The organism is Anaerotaenia torta, assembly GCF_050433395.1.
GTDB lineage: Bacteria > Bacillota > Clostridia > Lachnospirales > Lachnospiraceae > Mobilitalea > Mobilitalea torta.
Genome location: NZ_JBNPXH010000007.1, coordinates 150,540 through 170,968 on the forward strand (window position 1 = coordinate 150,540; position 20,429 = coordinate 170,968).

Consider the following 20,429-nt stretch of genomic DNA (forward strand, 5'->3'; position numbering starts at 1 on the left):
ATGGATGAAAAACAGGGACTTGTTCAAGAAACACCGGAGCCGGAGGCTGTAAAGGAAGGAGTACATAATTATAGCGGTATAGCATCCTATGTGGCACCAACGGAGCCGGAACTGCTAAGGCAATTAGAATGGTTTCAAGATCAAAAGCTGGCACTCATGATGCACTGGGGAGCATATTCACAGATAGGGCTGGTAGAATCCTGGGCGCTGAGTGATGGGGACGGGGACTGGTCAAGAAATGATGTGGACTGGGATGTGGATGCCGATACCTTTAAGAAACAATATTTTGACTTAAATAAAACCTTTAATCCGATTCGGTTTCAGCCGGATAAATGGGCATCCGCTGCTGCGGAGGGCGGTTTTAAGTACTTTATATTCACTACAAAGCATCATGACGGATTTTGTATGTTTGATTCTAAGTATTCGGATTATAAAGTAACTGCGCCGGATTGCCCTTTTCATACCCATAAATACAGTAATATCTGCAAGCATTTATTTGATGCCATGCGCTGGAAGGGATTAGGCATAGGGGCTTATTTTTCAAAGGCTGATTGGACCGTTCCTTCTTACTGGGTTAATGGCAGGGAACCGGGTACCTTTATGTCCAGAGGCCCATCCTATCTACCGGCCGAGAATCCGGAAATTTGGGAAGCGTTTGTGAACTTTACCCATAACCAGATAAAGGAATTGGCCACGGAGTATGGTAAATTAGATATCTTATGGTTTGATGCCGGCTGGGTATGCAAGGAAAACGGGCAGGACATACGACTGGGAGAGTTAATGGATCAAATAAGGGAAGTCCAGCCTTGGGTATTAAGTGCAGACCGAACGGTGGGAGGTCCCTATGAAAATTATGTAACCCCTGAGCAATGTGTGCCTGACGAACCGCTTATGATTCCCTGGGAAAGCTGTATTACCATGGGGACTAGTTTTTCTTTTAAATATGAGGATACTTATAAAACTGTCAGAGAACTGGCATGCTTATTAGTAGATATCGTAGCCAAGGGCGGAAATTTAGCGTTGAATGTCGGACCACAGCCGGATGGACGTATTCCGGAAGGTGCTTTAAAGGCTATGAAAGGGCTGGGAGAGTGGCTGTCAATTCATGGTGAGGGAATTTACGGTACAAGAGTATGTGCGCCATATAAAAAGGACGGTATTGCATTTACGCAGAAGCAGGCAGAAAAATATGTTTATGCCTTCAAAATGTATCCGGATAAAGAAGGAGAAGTAGAACAGGAATTGTTCCTTCCATTCCTTGACGAGGTGGAGAGGATGGAATTGATCGGGTCACAGGAAGCAATACACTACAAAAAGGTCTCTGACGGATACCAGGTAGAGCTTCCGAAGCATCACGGAGAAGTGCCGATTGGCCAGGTATTGCGAATTCGAAGAAAATAGCAAGAAGCTGCAGGATTAAATGGGAGGATGATGACATGAGATTTCAAAGGAAAACCATTGATAAGATAGAACAGGATTATAACCAAGCAATTCCTTTTTTTGGCTATCGGGCCAAGGGTATTCAGGAACGAATCAATAAGCTGTCCCCGGAAGAAGCTTTATTTATGAAATATCTGTACGCATATATGCCGTTGAGTGATGTTGGTGCTTATGATTTTGATGTGTTTTATGGCTATGCAAAGCATACGGCGTATTTACTGGAGTCTTCTCTTTATATGAAGGATATCCCGGAGGATTATATATTTAACTATGTGCTGTCACATCGTATTAATTCAGAGGATATTACCGATTGCAGAAGATTTTTCTTTGATTTGGTGAAAGATCGAATACGGGATCTTCCATTGAAGGAGGCAGTTCTTGAAATAAATAATTGGTGTTATGAGCAGGCTACCTATCGATCCACTTCAATCCGAACCGCATCTCCTGTCACTGTTTACAAAGGTGGTTTTGGGCGATGCGGCGAGGAATCCACATTTTTAGTAACCATATTACGAAGTGTAGGGATAGCGGCGAGACAAATTTATGTACCTCGTTGGAGCCATAGTGACTCTAACCACGCATGGGTAGAGATCTGGGATGGAGAGCAATGGTATTTTACGGGCGCCTGTGAGCCGAAACCTATTTTTAATAACGGATGGTTTACCTATGCTGCATCCAGGGCTATGGTAGTTCACTCCAGGGTGTTTTCCGGTTTTGGATGTGAAGGGGAAGAAATTGCTGAACAGGACGGAACCGTTACTTTAATTAATAATAGCAGCAGGTATGCCATGGTGAAACCCTTTACCGTGATAGTAAAGAATGAAAAAGGAGAGCCGGTAAAAGGCGCCCTGATAAGATTTGAAATAATCAATTCGGCTGAATTTTTCCCGATTACCACATTGAAGACAAATGAGAAAGGTACGGTGTCCATAAGACTTGGGAAGGGGGATATCCATCTTCATGTATTACATAATGGCAGGGGAAAGATGAAAATTGTCAGCGTAAAAGATCATGATGAGATATCCTTTCTATTAGATGGAGAGGAAGAGCTTAATTTTGATCAATGGAATAAGTTTCGAATTGGCGCACCGGATTGTGCAGAGGTAAGTGCCGTTGATATGACACCGGAACAAGAAAGGGAACAGGATGAAAGAAACAAACTTGCTGATGTCTTAAGACAGAATCGGATTAATTCTTATTACGATGAAGCTTATGGAAAGCAGTTTGAGAGCTATGCCGGTATTGCCAGAGCGTTATCCGAAGCAAAAGGTAATTTTGATGAAATACGATTGTTTCTGGAAGAAAAAGTATCAGGGCATAGTTTGGAACAAAAGGATCTTCTTTTATCCGTACTGGCAAGAAAGGATTTCAGAGATACAAAGGCAGAGGTTTTAATCAGTCATCTGGAGGGGTTTCAATATCAGGGTAACTATGAGGATGAAATCTTCTCGCGCTATGTATTATCCCCCAATGTATATATGGAGAAAATCTCTGCTTTCCGAGCCTATATAAGAAATGAATTTGGACATAGGGGAGAAGAGCTGTCGAAGCATCCGGAGAAATTATGGGAATACATTCAAAGTGAAATCACCTATTATCCGGAAAGGGAATATGGAACCATCATTGGAACACCGGAAAGCACCATGAATGTGAAGGCTGGAACGCCTATGAGTAAGAAAGTATTGTTTGTAGCCATTTGCCGTACTTATGGATTAGCTGCAAGGTTGGATGAGCTTTACCTGGAGCCGCAATATTTTGATGGAGAGAAATTTGTTTTTGTTGACGAAAAACAACGTAAAGCGGCTCACCTGCAATTAAGTGTTACGGAGGGCAAGATACCGCTCTGCTATCAGCAATTTACGCTGGGTTATAGAAAAGAAGATGGAAGCTATGAGACTCTTGAATTGTGGAACAAAGAATTTACCGAGAATAAACTTTGTTTTACCTTGCTGCCCGGAGTATATAGAATTTTGACCAATGAACGAATGGCCAGCGGAAGTATTATTGGTGCTGAATACTATTTTGCTTTACAGGAAGGGGAACAAAAGGAAGTAAATTTATACAGCGATTTAGTAGACCCTAAGGAATTACGCATGGATTATGAACTGGGTGATTTTTCTCTTCAGACCTTAGAAGGGGAAGTTGTTTCATCAAGATATCTCTGTGGGGAAGGAAAAAATCTGTTGTTATTTATTGAGGCCGGAAAGGAACCTACGGAGCATTTGTTCAATGAAATGTTGGAAATGGCTAAGATGTCAGGTTTGCAAAACAGTAATATACATATTGTTGTTAAGGATGATCAGGAATTTAAGGATGATACCTTTATAAAAGTATGTAATGTATACAATAATCTTTCTTTCTGGAAGGATGAAAATGATGAGGCATTATCCTTATTAGAAGAAATAACTGGGGTGGATAAAAAGAAATTACCGGTTTGTATCGTTATGGAAGGACATCAAAAGGGTCTCTATGCATGCTGCGGATATCAAGTAGGCAGTGTTGATATGTTTGCAAGGGTGATCGGTTAACACGAGGAGAAGGACAAAAAATATGGGAGGGAAATGACTATGACAGAATTAAATCTATCAGATAGGGAAGCTGCTTATAAAGTGCGGAAAGAGATATGGAGGGAGTACCTTCAAAAACAATTTGAAGACGAGGTTAGAAAAAATGAAGTAGAGAGCCGTGTTATGAAATATCAGGATGTAGAGATGAAATATGGTCTTCAGATCATAGGGGAACCCGGTGAAAATGGATATCCTTTATTTATTGCTTTGCATGGCGGCGGTTATGGGGATACACCGGATATTAATAATCAGCAATGGGAGCATATGGCTGGTTATTATAAAATGGGGATTACCAGTGGTGTTTATGTAAATCCAAGAGGTGTAAGGGATACATGGGATACTCATGGAAATCCGGAATCTTTCCCTTTGTACGATAGATTAATTGAGAATATGATTATCTTTTATAATGTAGATCCTAACAGAGTGTACCTTATGGGGTTTTCCGCAGGGGGTGACGGCGCCTATCTTGTGGCACCCCGTATGGCGGACCGGTTTGCAGCTGCACATATGTCGGCAGGTCATCATAATGGAACTAGTGTGACTAATCTATATAATACACCGATACAACTTCAAGTGGGTGAATTGGATTATGCGTATAACCGTCATAAGGTTACGGCAGAATATGATTTTAAATTAGATGAACTGAGTAAGACCTATGGAGGAGGCTATCACCATAATGTTTTTATTCATTACCAAAAAGGGCATAATTTTGACGACAATAAATTAAATCTGCAAATAGTATATGCTGACAATCTTGCCTGGTATAAGCAGGAAGTGGCGGAAACAATTACAATGGATACCAACGCAATACACTTCCTGGAGAGATACACCAGAAATCCCTTGCCTGCCCGTGTGGTATGGGATCTTGGTAATCGCGCTGACCTACGCAATCATACTTGTTTTTATTGGTTGAAGGCATCTCGTTCCGTCACAGAGGGAGAAATAGTGGCTAATTACAATAAAGAAAATAATACGATTACCATTGAAAAAGATACGGTGGATGGGAAATTCTCAATTCTTGTCAATGAAGAAATGTTAAATGTGTTTTCTCCGATTCGGTTGGTCACACCAAAGGGTACCTTTGAAGTTATGCCTAAATTGTCGAAAGAACTGATTTATGATACAACCAATGAACGAGGAGACTATAACTATCAGTTTTTGACGGAAATTAATTATTCTAATATGGAATAATGTATAAAACAAGGAAGGGCTGCCGCATTTTTGTGCAATATTTTTCAGCAAGTCTATTTTGCGACAGCCCCTTAACTTAATTAAAAATTAGTTGAATTACGATAGGTTACATCAGATCGAAGGTAGGTTATTTCATAACAAGCATCAGGGTGCTCTATGCGATACAGGATTTGGCGCGCCAAACGAATGCCAATATCTTTATTGTGTACCTGCACGGTAGTCAGTTCGGCGCTTCCTTGGAATTCGCTGTTGCCATCGAATCCTGTGATTGCAATATCCTCAGGGATACGATAGCCCTGCTGTGTTAATAATTGATATAATAAGCTGGCTACATAGTCATTTGCGCAAATGAAGGCTTCTGGCATATCCGTGATACGTTTTAGAAACTCATCTATTTCTTCTTTATAAGTATCAATACCGATAGGGCCTGTCATACAGAATTTTGATTGTATGGATAAATTATGGCTTTCCATAGAATGAACAAAACCTCGGTAACGCTCATAATTTGTTTGTGCATATTTAATATCTCCAATAAAGCCTATTTTCGTTCTTCCTCTTTCGATGATGTAGTCTACAATTTCGGATACACAGGATTTGCCGTCAATAAGAATTAAATCACCATTTAATTCGCTGAAGGGGATGGAGCTGACAGTATCCATAAACACCTTTGGAATAGGTAATTTACTTAAGGCGAGCAGCAGGTTTTCGTCGTATACATTTAGTATAATGATACCGTTTTTTGTGCCGTCTGTCAGCATAGGAGGAAGTACGTAATCCGGCGGTACTGCGGTGGGCAGATAGGTATAGGTTAAATTAATATTATATCTTGCAATTTCTTTGGCGATTTCATGAATAATCGTAATCCAAAATAAACTTGTTTCTGGTCTGGATACTGCAACGGAAATAGTGGTCAGTTCTGGTCTTAGGGTTTTTTCTTTTATAATTTTTAAATCGTTCGGTACATGATACCCCATCTCCTTGGCTTTTGTGATGATTTTGGTACAGAGACTATCGGATACACCTTCTTTACTTTTTAACACTTTCCATACAGTTATACGGGATATACCAAGTTCATCAGCGATATCTTGCATAGTGATTTTTTTCATATGGACCTCCAATCTATTCCCTTCTCAATATTGTTAATGTGAAATACACTCGATTTTTCCATCGGAAAATATCGCTATGATACCTGTATTGTCATAATTAGGACATTGGATCTCGAAGGAATGAGAGGTTGTCTCTATGACATAAGACAGTGGTTTAACAGTTTTGTTACATTCAACTGGGCTGAGTCTCCTTAATACTTCTGTAAGGCTGTCCAAGGAATTGGTAAAATGTCCTGTTTCATCCCAATAACTTTGTTCCGCATAATAGAGTTTTCTTAACTCCCATTTGATACGTTCATCCTCTGGAATAATGCAGCCTTCCTCGTTTTTGCTTTCATCAGAGAAGAAGACGAAGGACCATAATTCAGGATAATGAATATTAATCACCCCGGTAGGTGCCCATACCCAGTTATCCTCGGGATAATGTTTTCCGGTTTCAGGGTTGATTTGCTTGATATAGCTATTATCTATATGATCAACCTTCCACTGTACTCTGGAAAAATTAATACGGTAATATTCACCGTTTTTTGGTATCCGATTATATTGAGCACATTCATAAAGAGCAGCAAATGGAATAACAACCTCTACGGACCAATATAAATTATCCGCAGAAGGGTCGTTAAGCTTACCGTTAATATAGACCGCACTTTGCATACCGTGCAGATCAAAACCATTTACCGGTTTACCTTTATCTCTGTATGCCTTAGTAAGGAGTAAATCCCAAACAGTATTATGGGCATTCATCTCAAATTCATAATATTGTTGTGTGTCTGAATCGGGATCAATAAAAATTTCAAAATCATTATCGTAAAAAATAACACAATCCCGTTCTGTCAATGTAGCCCAAATTTCAGGGCCGTCTAACCGAGCTGCAAAATACAAATTTTGGTTATCCCATAGCATTTTGGCCCTGGTAGTATATCTGGGTGCAGGCATGTGAGAACCTTCGATGTCCAGAAAATAATCTGTGTATGCTGCGTCCGCCCAGAATTCTTTCTCAATATTACCATCCAAAACAAAAGGCTTCGTTGCTCTTTTGCAAGTATATACCGGCGGTGTAAAATCTACGGCCGGAATAGGTATGCGATACGAAACGTTCATATGTATTCCTTTCTATTTGGAAAATTATTAAATTTCTTTCATTAGATTATAACATTGAGCATTAACAATTGCAACAAAATAATTAACATTATAGTTGTTAATATAACAGTGCAATGTATATAAAAAATCGAATAATCCAAGATCGGGCTAAGAAAAATGAATTGCAAATTATAATTAACATTTACTCTAAAAACATCGGCAGAGATTGATGGAATGCGAAATGGTAAAGGAAGCTTTTACAAAATCACATACTGTAATAATAAATGTAATAAATATTAATAAAAACATATGGTTATACCTGGAATAAAATAATGTTAAATTAATTGCTTTAATGTTGTTCAAAATGTTAAAAATAGATTATTTCAAATGCATTGTGCATATTATACAAATAAGTTTTAAATTAAATTTGAAAATCAGTAAATATATATTGACAGCAGGGGTGTTTTTGATGTAATATAATGTTGTTGTAAATAAGCAATGTAAACATATAAGTTAAAATGATGGATTTTTCGACATGGGTATATTAAAAAACGTTAAATCTTAGTTTACAAAATGATTTACAAAAACATCCTATTGATATTTTGATGAGGTGAGATGCTGTGAAACGGTGGAACAGGTTTAGCGGTATAATAGCAGTTGCCATGCTATTGTGTTCCTGTAATCTATTACCCAGGGAGCTTGAGCATGATACTTCTCTTTTATTATCCTCTTATGAAGTTGATTATGAATATGTACTAGTCCAAAAGGGAACATTGGCACATAAGGAAAAGATTGTCTGTTCCTATATGGCATTTACTCAGGAGGATTATGGTTTCGTCATAGCAGGTGAACCTTATGGTAAAGTTTATGTGAAGCAAGGGGATCGGGTGAAGAAGGGAGATTTATTGGCTGAATTATATGTAGATGATTATCTTGCCAGTATTCAAGGAGCCAAGGCTGAACGAGATAAGTTAATATTATATGTTACCTATCTTAAGAAAAAAGCGGATACAGCAGTACAGAAACAATTACTTAAATTACAGGAGCTAAGTCAATTGGAACAACAATTTATTCCTTCGGCAGAGGAGATCAGATGGGATTATGATTGCCGTATTCAGGAAGAGGAATATAAAATAACAGTGTTGAATAATAGAATTCATCAATGGAAGCAAGAGGTGGAGAAACGCAGAATATATACCTCAGTTGATGGCATTGTTTCTTATTTGAAACCAATATCACCGGGTCATACTTCCTATGGAGGCAGCAAATTCATCACCATATCCGATGATAAGGATGGATATTTTTATGCAAAGACCGGATATGCTGAGCATTTTGTCAAAGGCAGTGAAATGACAATACAGGTAGATAAAAAAGAATATCTGGTTCGGGTAGTAGAAGCATCAAAGCTTGAGATAGAAGAACAGGATCACGAAGTATATTTTGAATTAGTGGATTCCGGCGGAGAAATAAGCGCCGGGGAAAAAGGAACTACCATAATAACCATTGACAAACGGGAAAATGTTCTTTTTGTAGCAGAAGAAGCAATTACCGTACTGGATCAGCAGCCAGTCATATTCTATTTAAACGAGGATGGAATTCGCGATTATAAAGAAGTGAATACCGGATTTTCAGCCGATGGATATATAGAAATTATGAATGGAGTAAATGAGGGTGATCGTGTAATTGTCGGTTAATTCAGGAGATTGTATTATGAAACAAAGAATTGCGGGAATTGCCATTGCTTTCTTACTTGTTTTTTTAACCTCGTGTTCCGGAGCCGGGGCTATCCTTCCAGTATTAAGCGAGTCAATAAAAACACAAGAAGATACGGCCGTTGTTACAACGGGAGATTTGGCTTTGATGGAGTATTATGATGGCGTTATTAAGCCTGAAACAATAGAAATAGCAGCCCCAAGAACAGGGATAATGAAAGAATGGAGTGTATCGTTGGGAGATTATGTGAAGGAGGGGGATGCTATTGCAGTACTTTATAAAACGAATGATTTCGTATCAAGTGACTGGAACAGGGATAAGGAGGATGTCCGATACCGGCTGCAAGAGATAGAGCTGAAGCTTACTATATTAGAGACTAAATTAAAGGTTTTGAAAAAGGCGGGAAAGGATACATCCTCCGCTGAATTTGAAATAATACTATTGGATATGAGGGAATTAGAATTAGAGAAGGAATATCTAAATGCCCTCACAGGGTTGGATTATGAGCCGGACTCATTATCACCGGCGAACCGGGAAGGATTGACACAATATGATGGAATAGAGAATGAGGATTTCTTTGTAGTGACAGCACCGGAAGACGGAACCGTTGTTTATCGGGAGGGAAGCAGTAAGGGTGAAAAAATAAGCGCTGCGACCGTCGTATGTATCCTTGCTACGGAGAAGAAAATTCTTGAGTGCTCTTACTTAAAAAATCATGCACTAACTAATGCGAAGGAAGTCTATGGAATGATACATGGAAATAAAGTGACATTGGTACAGGATGAAACAGAGGAAAATGATAATATCCTAAGTTATATCAGCAGCTCCGAAGGAAAAACCGATTTCCGGCTAAGCGATAATGATATTGTCTTAGAAGCAGGAGACTATATCCCAATCTATATGGTTGTTCAAAAGAGGGAGAAGGTTAACTATGTTCCGGTGGATGCATTATATTCAGATACAGAAGGTTATTATATCTATGTGTTATCCGGGGGTGAGTGGAAGATAACCAGAGTAGAAATCGGGCTGATGACAGCTTCTTATGTAGAAATAACCTCTAATATACAAGAAGGGGAGGTTGTTCTCGTTGCCAAATAAGATGTTAATCGGGATGGGCCTTCTATGCTTCCTTATATTATTAACAGGCTGCAATAAAGCAGCAGAGGAAACAGGAGAGACTTATGTCATTGGAGATAATCTGGTACAGAATGAAATCGCTCTGCGTACCGCACCGGTTTTAAAAGGAACCTATGAGAATGTGGTGTCCTTTAAAGGTACTGTTATCTATACCAGCAGTGTGGCTTTATCCTTCCCGGAGGAAAATGCTGTTTTTTATCAATATATGGTTGAACAGGGAGATTTTGTGAAGGAGGGAGATCCCCTGGCGGAGTGTAAGATTTCCGTTTCTGATATGGAAAAAGAAGAATGGCTTCTTGAAGCCGAAATGTATCAAAAGGAATTGGACTCCTTGACCAAACAATATGAAGCTGACAGAAAGAAGCTGGATCAGCTCATAGCACAAGCTACGGAAGAAGAAAAAGAATTATACCGGCTTTTGAAGGAAGAGGCAGGGAGTCAATATCAGCAATCCCATACCAATATAACAGAACAGATAGAGCAGTTAGAAAACAAAATTGAACTATGGAATAATGCAAAGAATACCAATACCATTTATGCCCCGATGAATGGATCTATCGATAAGCTGGCTTATATGAAAGAAGGCGATGAAATAGAAGGGGGACGCTGGATTGTAATGATGCATTCGGAGGAGGAACGTTATATCCAAGTGACGGACGAGAAAGAGCAATTATATTACAACATGACAGTCACAGTGGAAGCAGGCAAAGCCGGGCAAAAGCAGGAATACCCGGGGGTAGTGATTCAGTCCGACCAGGTGCTGAGCGAGCCTTTAAAGCAGAACACAGCGCTGGTGGTTTTAAAGGATAATTCGGTGAAGCTGGAGACTTTAGAGAATATTCTGGTGAAAGCCGGTATTCATAAGGTGGAACAGACACTGATGGTTAACCGCTCAGGAGTTTATAATGAAAAAGGTAAGAATTATGTATTGCTTTTGGAGGATGGAGTGGTTAAAAAAAGATATATCACAGCCGGCCTGAGCAATAGTGAGTATGTCTGTATCTTAGATGGTGCGGCAGAAGGCTGGGAGATAGTATTACAGTAGTATGATGATAAGTCGGTTACATAGGAGTCAGTAGCATGTTGGGGTTCTTATTACAGAAAATACTCAGTAAAAAGTGGTTAATGTTATGTATCTTAATAGGAAATGTACTGTTTGTTTCTATTATATGCTGTATCAGTTACTATTCCGATGGTATATGGAAGAGAATGCTATCGAGGAAAATGGATTATTATATGGAAGAACATAATGAGTATCCAATGAAAATGACACTAAATTCCAGCCTCACCGTGGTATCCAAGAACAGGCATAGCGGCAAAGTGTTTGAAGAAGTACAGAACATGGCCGCAAGTATGGGGAAAAAAGCCGGAATACCATATAAGGAATTCATTACTCATTATAGTATATCTGCAAAATCCATTCCGCAGATCACCAGAAACAATCAAAAAGAGATACTTCAATTACAATTGGGATATTTAAGCGAATTAGAAGAACATATAGAACTGGTAAGCGGAGAAGTATATCAAAGAAACAGAGATAATCATGGAATTATATCGGTAATAGTCAGTGAAAAAATGCTTGCAGCACAAAAATTATTATTGGGTGAAATCATAGATATATCCAATCTATCAGATAAAGACGGAAACCAGGTTCAGGTACAAATTGCCGGTGTCTTCCGATACAGTGATGTTAGGGATGCTTATTGGGTGAAAGATCCCGGCAGTTATGAAACCACGTTATTTATGTCCCAAGAGTTATTTGAAGAATTATTTGTGGATTTTGATGCTCCTCGCTATTCACTCAGGGGAACCTGGGAGATTTTGTTTGACTATCATAACTTAACGACAGAACAAATGATAAACCTAATCAATGTGACGGAGGAATATCATTCCTATGATCAGCAGCAAACGGCGGTCACTTTTGCGGATAATTACATAGAGGCATTGCAGCAGTTTCAGCAGGAAGAGAATACAACGGGGGAGACCTTATGGATTCTACAGATGCCAATTTTAGTTCTTCTGGCAGCGTTCATCATGATGGTCAGTAAACAGTTACTTGCATTAGAGCATACGGAATTAGCAGTAATGAAAAGCAGGGGGATTGGAAAGCGCCGTATCGTTTTACTATATATGGAACAGAGTCTTATTCTTGGAATTGCTTCTTGTATCCTGGGTATTCCCATAGGTATTTTACTTTGTCAGGTGCTTGGATCTTCCAATGGATTTATGGAATTTGTAATTAGAGAAAAGTTATATTTTACTATATGGAATAAAAATATCCTGCTATGTTGTTTCATTTCCTTATTGGTTTTTATGATTGTTACAATCATACCGGTATTACGGTATGGGGATAGAACTATTGTAGAACACAAGCAAAAGAAGGGTTCCGGTGGCAGTTTGCCAATTGGGAGAAGGCTGGGGTTAGATTTTATACCGATTTTGATCGGTGGATATGGTTACCTTCGTTTTCACGGAAAAGAAGCGGAATTGACAGAGCAGATTTTGGAAGGTAAGAGCCTTGATCCATTACTGTATTTTTCTTCCTCGTTATTTATTCTGGGAGCAGGATTTCTTGTAATTAGACTAATACCGGCTTTGGTTAAGCTTATTTTTATTATTGGTAAAAAACTTTGGAATCCCCCGTTATATGCATCCTTTATCCGGGTAATAAGGTTCCGCCATCAGCAAAACTTTATTGTAATGTTCTTGATTTTAACCATTGCACTGGGAATATTTAATGTACAAATTGCAAGAACAATTAATGCCAATGATGAAAATAATATCCTTTACAGAAATGGTGCTGAGATTGTTTTGCAGGAAATATGGGGAGATAATCAGCAGATAGTGGCAGCAGACAGTACCGGAACAACCCGGTTATCCTACCAGGAACCGGATTTTAATAAATATTTAAAGATTAAGGGAGTGCAAAGTGCAGCAAAGGTTTATCTGGGGAATGCGGCTGTAGATGGCAATAGGCAAATTGAATTAATGGGAATTGACACCAGGGAGTTTGGAGAAACCGCTTGGTTCACCGGCGAACTATTAGATACCCATTGGTTCCATTATCTGAATGCAATGAACCAGAGTTCCTATGGGGTTTTAGTATCTGAGAGCTTTCGTAAGGAAATGGGTTATCAATTAGGTGATACCTTGTATTATACAGTGAATGGATATCAGACAAGAGGAATTATTTTTGGATTTGTGGACTACTGGCCGCGATTTAATCCAGCCTCTGTCATAGAATATAGAGGAACAACCCTGAATGCTGAGAATTATCTGATCATTGCCCACCGTTCCCATTTACAGTCCCTGATGGGGATAGTACCCTATCACATATATATAAAGGCGAATGGAAAATCCTCGGAAGTATACGATTATTTATTAGAAACAGGGGTACCAATCGGCTATTATAGTGATGCTGCTCAGGCTATCATTGATCATAAAAATGACGCGGTGCTGCAGGGGACCAATGGAATGCTGACCGTTGGATTTATAACCGTATTATTATTATGCATCATAGGGTTTTTTATTTTCTGGATTTTATCCATTAAATCCAGAACCCTGCAATTTGGTATATTTCGTGCTATGGGAATGAGGATGAGGGAAATTATGGAGCTTCTCATTAATGAACAGCTTTTCATCACAGGGACGTCCGTAATAGCCGGGGTATTGGTGGGAATCATTACATCCAAATTATATGTTCCGTTAATTCAGATTGCCTATGCCGGTAAAGAGAATATCCTTCCTTTGACGGTGATCAACCGGACACAGGATACGATACAAATTATTTTAGTGGTTTCCGTTATGATTATCGTAAGTATTGGAATCTTAGGAGTTCTTATTTCCAAAACAAAGATTACACAAGCTCTAAAGCTTGGTGAGGATTAGGAGAAGAATTTGATGGAACCTATTATAGTAACAAAAGAGGTGGGAAGAGATTTTCAGTTGTCTGACGGCACCATGTTTTCAGCGCTAAAAAAGATAGATATAACAATTCAGCAAAGGCAATTAACAATCTTAAAGGGCCGCTCAGGATCAGGAAAAACCACTTTGTTAAATTTAATCGGTGCACTGGATATGCCCACCGAGGGAGAGATTTTATTCCAGGGAGAAAATATCGGAAATTGGGATGACGGCAAAAGAGCCCTGTTAAGAAGAAATAAAATGGGATTTGTTTTTCAATCCATAGCTTTAATTCCCATGATGACTGCTTATGAGAATGTGGAGTTCGCACTTCGTTTATCTGCTTATAAGGGGGATCGCAGGGAACGTGTAATCGAATGCCTTAAGATGGTTGGGCTTGAGAAGAGAATATACCATATGCCTGAACAGATGTCAGGCGGTGAACAGCAGCGGGTTGGAATAGCCAGGTCCATTGTGCACAGGCCAAGTATTGTGTTTGCGGATGAACCCACCGGAGCTCTTGATACCAATACGGGCCTGCAGGTAATCAAAATGCTGAAGAATATCGTAAGAAGTGAAAATTTAACAATCGTGATGACGACCCATGATCCCGGTATCATGGAACTGGGGGATAAGGGCTATGAATTGGAAGATGGTGAGATAGTTGGAAGCTGGTAATCCAATGGTACTATGTGATAATCTGGTTAAAATTTATAAAACCTCTGAGACAGAGGTAATGGCTCTCCAGGGCCTGGATATTGCCATCCAGGAAAAAGAAGTAATGGCGATTATCGGAAACAGCGGAAGCGGAAAATCAACCTTCTTAAACATGATTGGAGCCTTAGACCGGCCCACCGCAGGAAAGCTTTATGTAGACGGCAAGGATTTATTCCGCTTGAATAAAAAAGAAATTATTGATTATAAAAGGCGTACCGTAGGCTTTGTCTGGCAGAGCAATGGAAGAAACCTGATATCTTATCTGACGGCACTTCAGAATGTCCAGCTGCCTATGATGTTTGAAAAGAATCAAGTAAAACAAAGAAGAGCCCTTGAGCTTCTTAAATTAATGGGATTAGAACACAAGAAAAATGAATACCCCCTTATGCTATCAGGAGGGGAACAGCAGAGGGTTGCAATTGCTGTTGCGTTGGCAAATAACCCTAAATTATTATTGGCGGATGAGCCCACAGGTGCAGTAGATTTAAAGACATCAGATTATATTTTTTCCGTTTTAAAAGAGATTAATCAGGCATTTGGAACAACAATCATTATTGTAACCCATGATATGAAGCTTGCAAGCAAGGTGAACCGTGTTGCAGCCATAAGAGACGGAAAAATCAGCAGTGAACTATTGAATAGGGTAATACATCAGTCGGAGATGGAACAAATGAAAGGGATTGCCGAGAAGGAAGAGTATTCCATTCTGGATAAGGCAGGAAGGGTCCAATTGCCAAAGGAGATGCTTAAGGCTGCTAAAATCACCGGAAACCGGGTGAGAATTGACTACCGTGAAGGTGAAATTATCATACTGCCGGAAGCTGCAGCAGAGAAATAGCAGGCAGGAGATAAGCCGATGAAATGGAAAATAAACAGTTCGCTGTTTATTCATAAAGGTAAAATAAAAGGAGGTAAGTTATGAAAAGAAAAATGAAACAAATTTTAGCTATGGTACTAGCACTTGCGTTAGTACTGTCATTGGCAGGATGCGGTAAGGATGCCGGCAAGGATAATGTTAAGGATACCGCAGGGCAAACTGATCCTACACCAACAACTGCCCCGGAGAAGGAAGAGGGGGAAGATACCGCGGAAGAAGTAACACCTGAAGCACCTGAACCCGAGGAAGTAACCTATGATTTTGGCGGAGTAACAGTTAAAGTATTTGGATCTGCATGGAATAATGTTGACAGCACCGACGATATCGTTCGTGTAGAGGCGAAGACATTTGTAGAAGAAAAATACAATATCAAATTAGAGTTAGCTCAGATGGAAGGTTATGACGGCTATAATGATGATGATATCTTAATCGCATCCATCGCGGCAGGTGATCCGGCAGCTCATATTATCAATTTAAACCCGGAGAGTATGGTAACCAGTTACTTAAATGATATTCTGTTTGATTTAACCGACTACCTGGATTTATTGCAAGTAGGTTCTATTTATACTGATGTAGCATCCTGGAAAGGCAGAGTATACGGTGTGGCCTATGAAAATATCGGTGATGCCTGGACTTTAGTATATGATAGAAACTATTTGAAAGAACTTGGTATGGAAAAGACCCCTACGGATATGTTTATGGAAGGCAAATGGGATTATGAAAATGCGAAGGCTTACTTAGCGGAATTGCAATCTAAATTGCCGGACGGAAAATACGCAATAGGTCAATATCCGTTCCATTGGGGCGTAATGGCTGCGGCTGCAAATGGCAGTTATATTTTTAATTCCGACGGCAAGATTGGATATATGGACGAAGCGTTGATTGAAGCTACTGAATTCTATCGTGAATTAATGGATTCAGGAATTGCGTTCCCTTCTTATCTGATCAGAGATGCCGAAGGAAAAGTCACTGAGAATGATATTGCATATGCAGTGGATGATGAGAGAATTGTACTGAAAAGAGCAGAACCATGGCAATTAGGCGGTTTGGGATTTGAATATGGTATCGTTTTCTGGCCATGGGGTTCTAATGTAACTTGTACAGGGGATTACACAACCTTAAGCGATAACTATAGGGTAGCAGGTGCTTATTGGGGCATGGATGCGGTTGTAAAGGCTGCTGTAGATAAGACCGGAATTCCAGGTGAGGTATTGGCTTTAATTGCTCAGGATTATCAATATGCAATTTCTGATGACGGTAAGGAATGGATGCATCAGGCATATCTGGATGAACAAGGCGGAGTGCAAGCTAACATTGGTGCAGAGTTTGGCGAGCCAAGAAGCTTCTATACAGAACAGGATATCGAATTATATGACTGGGCACATGGAAGATATAAGGCTGATTTAGGCTGGTCCTTAGACAGTGCAGGTCTTATGAAGGTATGGAGACCATTCCAGGATATCTATATGGAGAATACGGATGCCCGTTCTACCTTAGCATCTTATTATAATGAAGCTCAAGCATCATTGCAGGAAGTTGGATTAGTAAAATAATAATTATTTGATATTGTAGGGGAGCATCCTTAGCTCCCCTACAATATCAAACAAAGTGTGACAGATTACGTGATTGGATAAGCAATAGATACCTATTCGTTTCAGTAGAAGATGGAGATTAAATTATGAAAAACAAGCTAATTCAGAATTCAAAGCCGATGACGAATAAAGAGAAGTTACAGAAAAATAAAAAAAGAAAAATAATTATATTTTTTATCGTAATTATTCTGCTGTTAAGCAGTGTGATTGCCTTATCCCATCATAATAAGAAATATAATCAATCTGTACGGGCCTCTATTTTGTCTAGGGAGTATCATCTGGCTGAGGAGGAAGGTGATATCCCGTCCTATGGGGAATATTTATCCCGTATGAAAGAAATTGGACCGCAAGATCCAACCCTTGGAGATGAAATCTTGGTAATGGGCAAGGATTATTACGAAAGTTCATTAAAAGAACTGTCAGATCAAGAGGATGGCAGTGTAACGACAGGAAGCACCGGAAGCATAAGTTATCAGATTGACGTGAAGGAAAGTGGGATGTACCATATCGAAGTAGGATATTATCCTACGGCTGACAGTAATACTGCAATTATACGTAATTTGTATATTAATGGAGAACTGCCTTTTCAAGAGTCAGAAGGACTTACTTTTCAACGAATGTGGGTAGACAGCAATAAGGATTTCTTAATGAATGTGAAAAAGAATCAAGCGACACCCGGCCAAATTCAAAATCCGGAATGGACCTCAATGAAGTTAGAAAGTGCAGATAAATCAGTCAGTGGTCCTTTTCAATATTATCTTAAAAAAGGAAATAATATTTTAACGCTGGAATCCGTGAAATCAACGTTAGAAATTTCATATATTAAGCTAATTCCGGTGAGTGAGGTTCCTGATTATACCACTTATCTCAATCATTGGGAGAAGAATGGAGCGAAAAGAATTAGTGATACTGATATAACCGGCGGAGCTATTTGTATACAAGGAGAAGATACCTATTACAAATCCAATGGGATATTGTTGCCGGAAAATGACCGATCTTCCGCTTTAACCGTTCCGTATCATTCCAGTAATATTGTCTTAAATACAATAGGCGGAAGTGCCTGGTCTGAGGTGGGGCTTAGTATCAGCTGGAAAGTAAAAGTGGAACAAAGTGGATTATACCGTATTGCAGCCCGTTTTATGCAAACAGAGAATCGGGATTTCTACTCCTTACGCGAATTAAAAGTAAATGGAGCGATTCCATTTTCGGAAGCGGCGGAATTAAAGTTTTACTATGACTCAAGGTTTCAAATAGAATATTTTGGTGATCAGCAGGGAGCTTATTATTTTTATCTTGAGGAAGGGGATAATCTGCTTACCATGACGGTTTCCCTGGGAGATCTATCCTATGTGGTGACAGAAACCGTAGAAGCAGTAAAAAATTTTAACGCCTTATATCGAAGACTGGTAGCTGTTATGGGAAGCGATCCGGATGATTATCGAGACTACGATATCGTATCGTTAGTACCTGACATGGAGGATATCTTATTGGTAGAGTACCATCGCTTAACCAAAGTGATGGAGTCCTTGGGAGATACCATAGAAAGCAGCACCAAAACCAGAGAAATATCTAAAATGCTTCTCTTATTGGAAAAAATAATTAGGAAGCCTGACCGGATATCCCGGGAATTGAAAAATTATAATGACAATATTACAGCCATCAGTGAATGGATGTTAGCACTGGGACGGCAGCCATTGACCATCGATTATTTATTAATCTGCGGCGAAGGTTATGATCTTCCAAAGGCAGAGGGCAATATCTTTCAGCAGCTAGTACATAAAGCAAAAGCGTTTATTGGTTCCTTTACCAATGATTATACCATTGAGCTGGCGGATTCAGGTCAAAAGGAAAAGGTAATCGAGGTGTGGATGGCAGCTACGAGAGACCAGTATGATATTGCACAAAGGCTGGTGAACAATGCCTTTGCCGGTAAAGACTTTGGTGTTGAGTTAAAAATGGTCAGTGCGGAAACCGTTATGCCGGCATCCTTAACAGGGAATGGTCCGGATGTTGCAATTCAATTAAATTATACCATGCCTTCCAACTTTGCTTATCGAAATGCGGCTTATGATTTGTCCGGCTTCCCGGATTTTGAAGAGGTGAAAGATCGATTTTCAGCCGGAGCCATGGAATATCTTGAATATCAGGGGGGATATTATGGGCTCCCGGATCTGATGTCCTTTCCCGTTCTTTATTATCGTAAGGACATATTAGATAAAATGGGGCTTAGCATTCCTGATACATGGGAAGAATTATCAGCGCTGATCCCATTTCTGCAGGCTGAAAATATGGATATCTATTTTGTAACCACAGGACATACTGTTTTAGGCGGGTATAGCTCAACGGTTACTAAGCCTGTAAATAGTATCTTTTTATCCATGCTGTACCAAAATGGGCAGGCATTATATAGTGCAGATGGGAAATCCACCAATTTGGACAGTCTGGATTCCCTTCTGACCTTTAAGAAATGGACAGAATATTATACGAAAGAAGGGTTTGATCTGACCATGAGTGTGGTTACCAGATTCCGTACCGGTGAAGTTCCTGTCATTATTGAAGATTATTCTTATATTAACTCAATCAATGCGGCGGCTCCTGAAATTGACGGCGCATGGTCCATCGCTCCCTTACCGGGCACCATGGCGGAGGATGGAACCATAAATCGCTCTACCGCCTGTATGGTTGGCTCCGCAATGATGCTGAAAGCAAAAATCGAGGAGAATGATTCTGCGGATGAATCATGGGAATTCTTGAAATGGTGGACCTCCAAAGAAGTACAATTACAATATGCGACAGAATTGAAAGCATTACTGGGTGATGCGGCAAATTATCCGATTGCGAATGTAGAAGCATTGAAAGAGCTGAATCAAGAGCTGGGCTTTGAAGAAACAATCGAAGAAACCTTATCCTGGCTTCGCGGGACACCTCAGATACCCGGCGGATATATTACAGGAAGAAGTGTGGAAAATGCCTTCTTAGCGGTTATTGATAAGAAGTTAAATGCAGTAGATACCCTATATGCACAGATTCGGTATATCAATGAAGAAATTAAAAATAAACGTGAAGAATTTGATCTGGAACCATAGAAAGGAGAGAAGCGGCAAGA

The 20,429-nt window shown here is 39.6% G+C and carries 13 protein-coding genes; 11 read left to right on the forward strand and 2 right to left on the reverse strand.

Annotated elements, in window-relative coordinates:
- From HNQ56_RS12990 to HNQ56_RS13000, 3 genes are read left to right on the forward strand one after another with little or no spacing between them, the layout of a single operon-like run.
- Nucleotides 1-1,401 (forward strand): alpha-L-fucosidase, encoded by a 1,401-nt coding sequence (locus HNQ56_RS12990; protein ID WP_429146754.1) that lies wholly within the window; start codon nt 1-3, stop codon nt 1,399-1,401.
- 35 nt (nt 1,402-1,436) lie between these two features.
- Nucleotides 1,437-3,968: a transglutaminase domain-containing protein gene (locus HNQ56_RS12995; RefSeq protein WP_429146756.1), complete on the forward strand. Its 2,532-nt coding sequence runs from the start codon at nt 1,437-1,439 to the stop codon at nt 3,966-3,968.
- A 39-nt stretch (nt 3,969-4,007) separates the two neighbouring features.
- Nucleotides 4,008-5,198 (forward strand): hypothetical protein, encoded by a 1,191-nt coding sequence (locus HNQ56_RS13000; RefSeq protein ID WP_429146759.1) that lies wholly within the window; start codon nt 4,008-4,010, stop codon nt 5,196-5,198.
- Between the two features lie 80 nt (nt 5,199-5,278).
- Here HNQ56_RS13000 and HNQ56_RS13005 read toward each other — a convergent pair whose 3' ends face one another.
- Both HNQ56_RS13005 and HNQ56_RS13010 read right to left on the reverse strand, forming a co-directional pair.
- Nucleotides 5,279-6,304 carry a LacI family DNA-binding transcriptional regulator gene (locus HNQ56_RS13005; RefSeq protein ID WP_429146762.1) on the reverse strand — a complete coding sequence of 342 codons (1,026 nt, stop codon included), beginning with the start codon at nt 6,302-6,304 and terminating at the stop codon, nt 5,279-5,281.
- Nucleotides 6,305-6,337: 33 nt separating this feature from the next.
- The gene (locus HNQ56_RS13010) at nt 6,338-7,405 is read right to left on the reverse strand and encodes a carbohydrate-binding family 9-like protein (RefSeq protein ID WP_429146765.1); all 1,068 of its coding nucleotides are present in this window, start codon (nt 7,403-7,405) and stop codon (nt 6,338-6,340) included.
- Between the two features lie 599 nt (nt 7,406-8,004).
- Between HNQ56_RS13010 and HNQ56_RS13015 the strand changes: the two genes are divergently transcribed.
- From HNQ56_RS13015 to HNQ56_RS13050, 8 genes are all read left to right on the forward strand, one after another.
- Nucleotides 8,005-9,078, forward strand: coding sequence for an efflux RND transporter periplasmic adaptor subunit (locus HNQ56_RS13015; RefSeq protein WP_429146768.1), 1,074 nt, complete (start codon nt 8,005-8,007; stop codon nt 9,076-9,078).
- A gap of 16 nt (nt 9,079-9,094) precedes the next feature.
- The gene (locus tag HNQ56_RS13020; protein ID WP_429146770.1) at nt 9,095-10,195 is read left to right on the forward strand and encodes an efflux RND transporter periplasmic adaptor subunit; all 1,101 of its coding nucleotides are present in this window, start codon (nt 9,095-9,097) and stop codon (nt 10,193-10,195) included.
- The gene (locus HNQ56_RS13025; RefSeq protein WP_429146772.1) at nt 10,185-11,279 is read left to right on the forward strand and encodes an efflux RND transporter periplasmic adaptor subunit; all 1,095 of its coding nucleotides are present in this window, start codon (nt 10,185-10,187) and stop codon (nt 11,277-11,279) included. The genes HNQ56_RS13020 and HNQ56_RS13025 overlap by 11 nt, the downstream gene beginning before the upstream one ends.
- Before the next feature lie 215 nt (nt 11,280-11,494).
- Nucleotides 11,495-14,122 carry an ABC transporter permease gene (locus HNQ56_RS13030; protein WP_429146774.1) on the forward strand — a complete coding sequence of 876 codons (2,628 nt, stop codon included), beginning with the start codon at nt 11,495-11,497 and terminating at the stop codon, nt 14,120-14,122.
- A 12-nt stretch (nt 14,123-14,134) separates the two neighbouring features.
- Nucleotides 14,135-14,815, forward strand: coding sequence for an ABC transporter ATP-binding protein (locus tag HNQ56_RS13035; RefSeq protein WP_429146777.1), 681 nt, complete (start codon nt 14,135-14,137; stop codon nt 14,813-14,815).
- A gap of 4 nt (nt 14,816-14,819) precedes the next feature.
- Nucleotides 14,820-15,692: an ABC transporter ATP-binding protein gene (locus tag HNQ56_RS13040; protein WP_429146780.1), complete on the forward strand. Its 873-nt coding sequence runs from the start codon at nt 14,820-14,822 to the stop codon at nt 15,690-15,692.
- An 80-nt stretch (nt 15,693-15,772) separates the two neighbouring features.
- Entirely contained in the window at nt 15,773-17,284 is a 1,512-nt protein-coding gene (locus HNQ56_RS13045) for a hypothetical protein (RefSeq protein ID WP_429146783.1), read from the forward strand.
- A gap of 125 nt (nt 17,285-17,409) precedes the next feature.
- Nucleotides 17,410-20,409, forward strand: coding sequence for an extracellular solute-binding protein (locus HNQ56_RS13050; protein WP_429146786.1), 3,000 nt, complete (start codon nt 17,410-17,412; stop codon nt 20,407-20,409).
- Nucleotides 20,410-20,429: the final 20 nt, after the last annotated feature.

Bases quoted from the DNA above. Each gene is read 5' to 3' on its own strand.
- HNQ56_RS12990 (WP_429146754.1), top strand. From the start codon at position 1: ATGGATGAAAAACAGGGACTTGTTCAAGAAACACCGGAGCCGGAGGCT.
- HNQ56_RS12995 (WP_429146756.1), top strand. From the start codon at position 1,437: ATGAGATTTCAAAGGAAAACCATTGATAAGATAGAACAGGATTATAAC.
- HNQ56_RS13000 (WP_429146759.1), top strand. From the start codon at position 4,008: ATGACAGAATTAAATCTATCAGATAGGGAAGCTGCTTATAAAGTGCGG.
- HNQ56_RS13005 (WP_429146762.1), bottom strand. From the start codon at position 6,304: ATGAAAAAAATCACTATGCAAGATATCGCTGATGAACTTGGTATATCC.
- HNQ56_RS13010 (WP_429146765.1), bottom strand. From the start codon at position 7,405: ATGAACGTTTCGTATCGCATACCTATTCCGGCCGTAGATTTTACACCG.
- HNQ56_RS13020 (WP_429146770.1), top strand. From the start codon at position 9,095: ATGAAACAAAGAATTGCGGGAATTGCCATTGCTTTCTTACTTGTTTTT.
- HNQ56_RS13030 (WP_429146774.1), top strand. From the start codon at position 11,495: ATGAAAATGACACTAAATTCCAGCCTCACCGTGGTATCCAAGAACAGG.
- HNQ56_RS13035 (WP_429146777.1), top strand. From the start codon at position 14,135: ATGGAACCTATTATAGTAACAAAAGAGGTGGGAAGAGATTTTCAGTTG.
- HNQ56_RS13040 (WP_429146780.1), top strand. From the start codon at position 14,820: ATGGTACTATGTGATAATCTGGTTAAAATTTATAAAACCTCTGAGACA.
- HNQ56_RS13045 (WP_429146783.1), top strand. From the start codon at position 15,773: ATGAAAAGAAAAATGAAACAAATTTTAGCTATGGTACTAGCACTTGCG.
- HNQ56_RS13050 (WP_429146786.1), top strand. From the start codon at position 17,410: ATGAAAAACAAGCTAATTCAGAATTCAAAGCCGATGACGAATAAAGAG.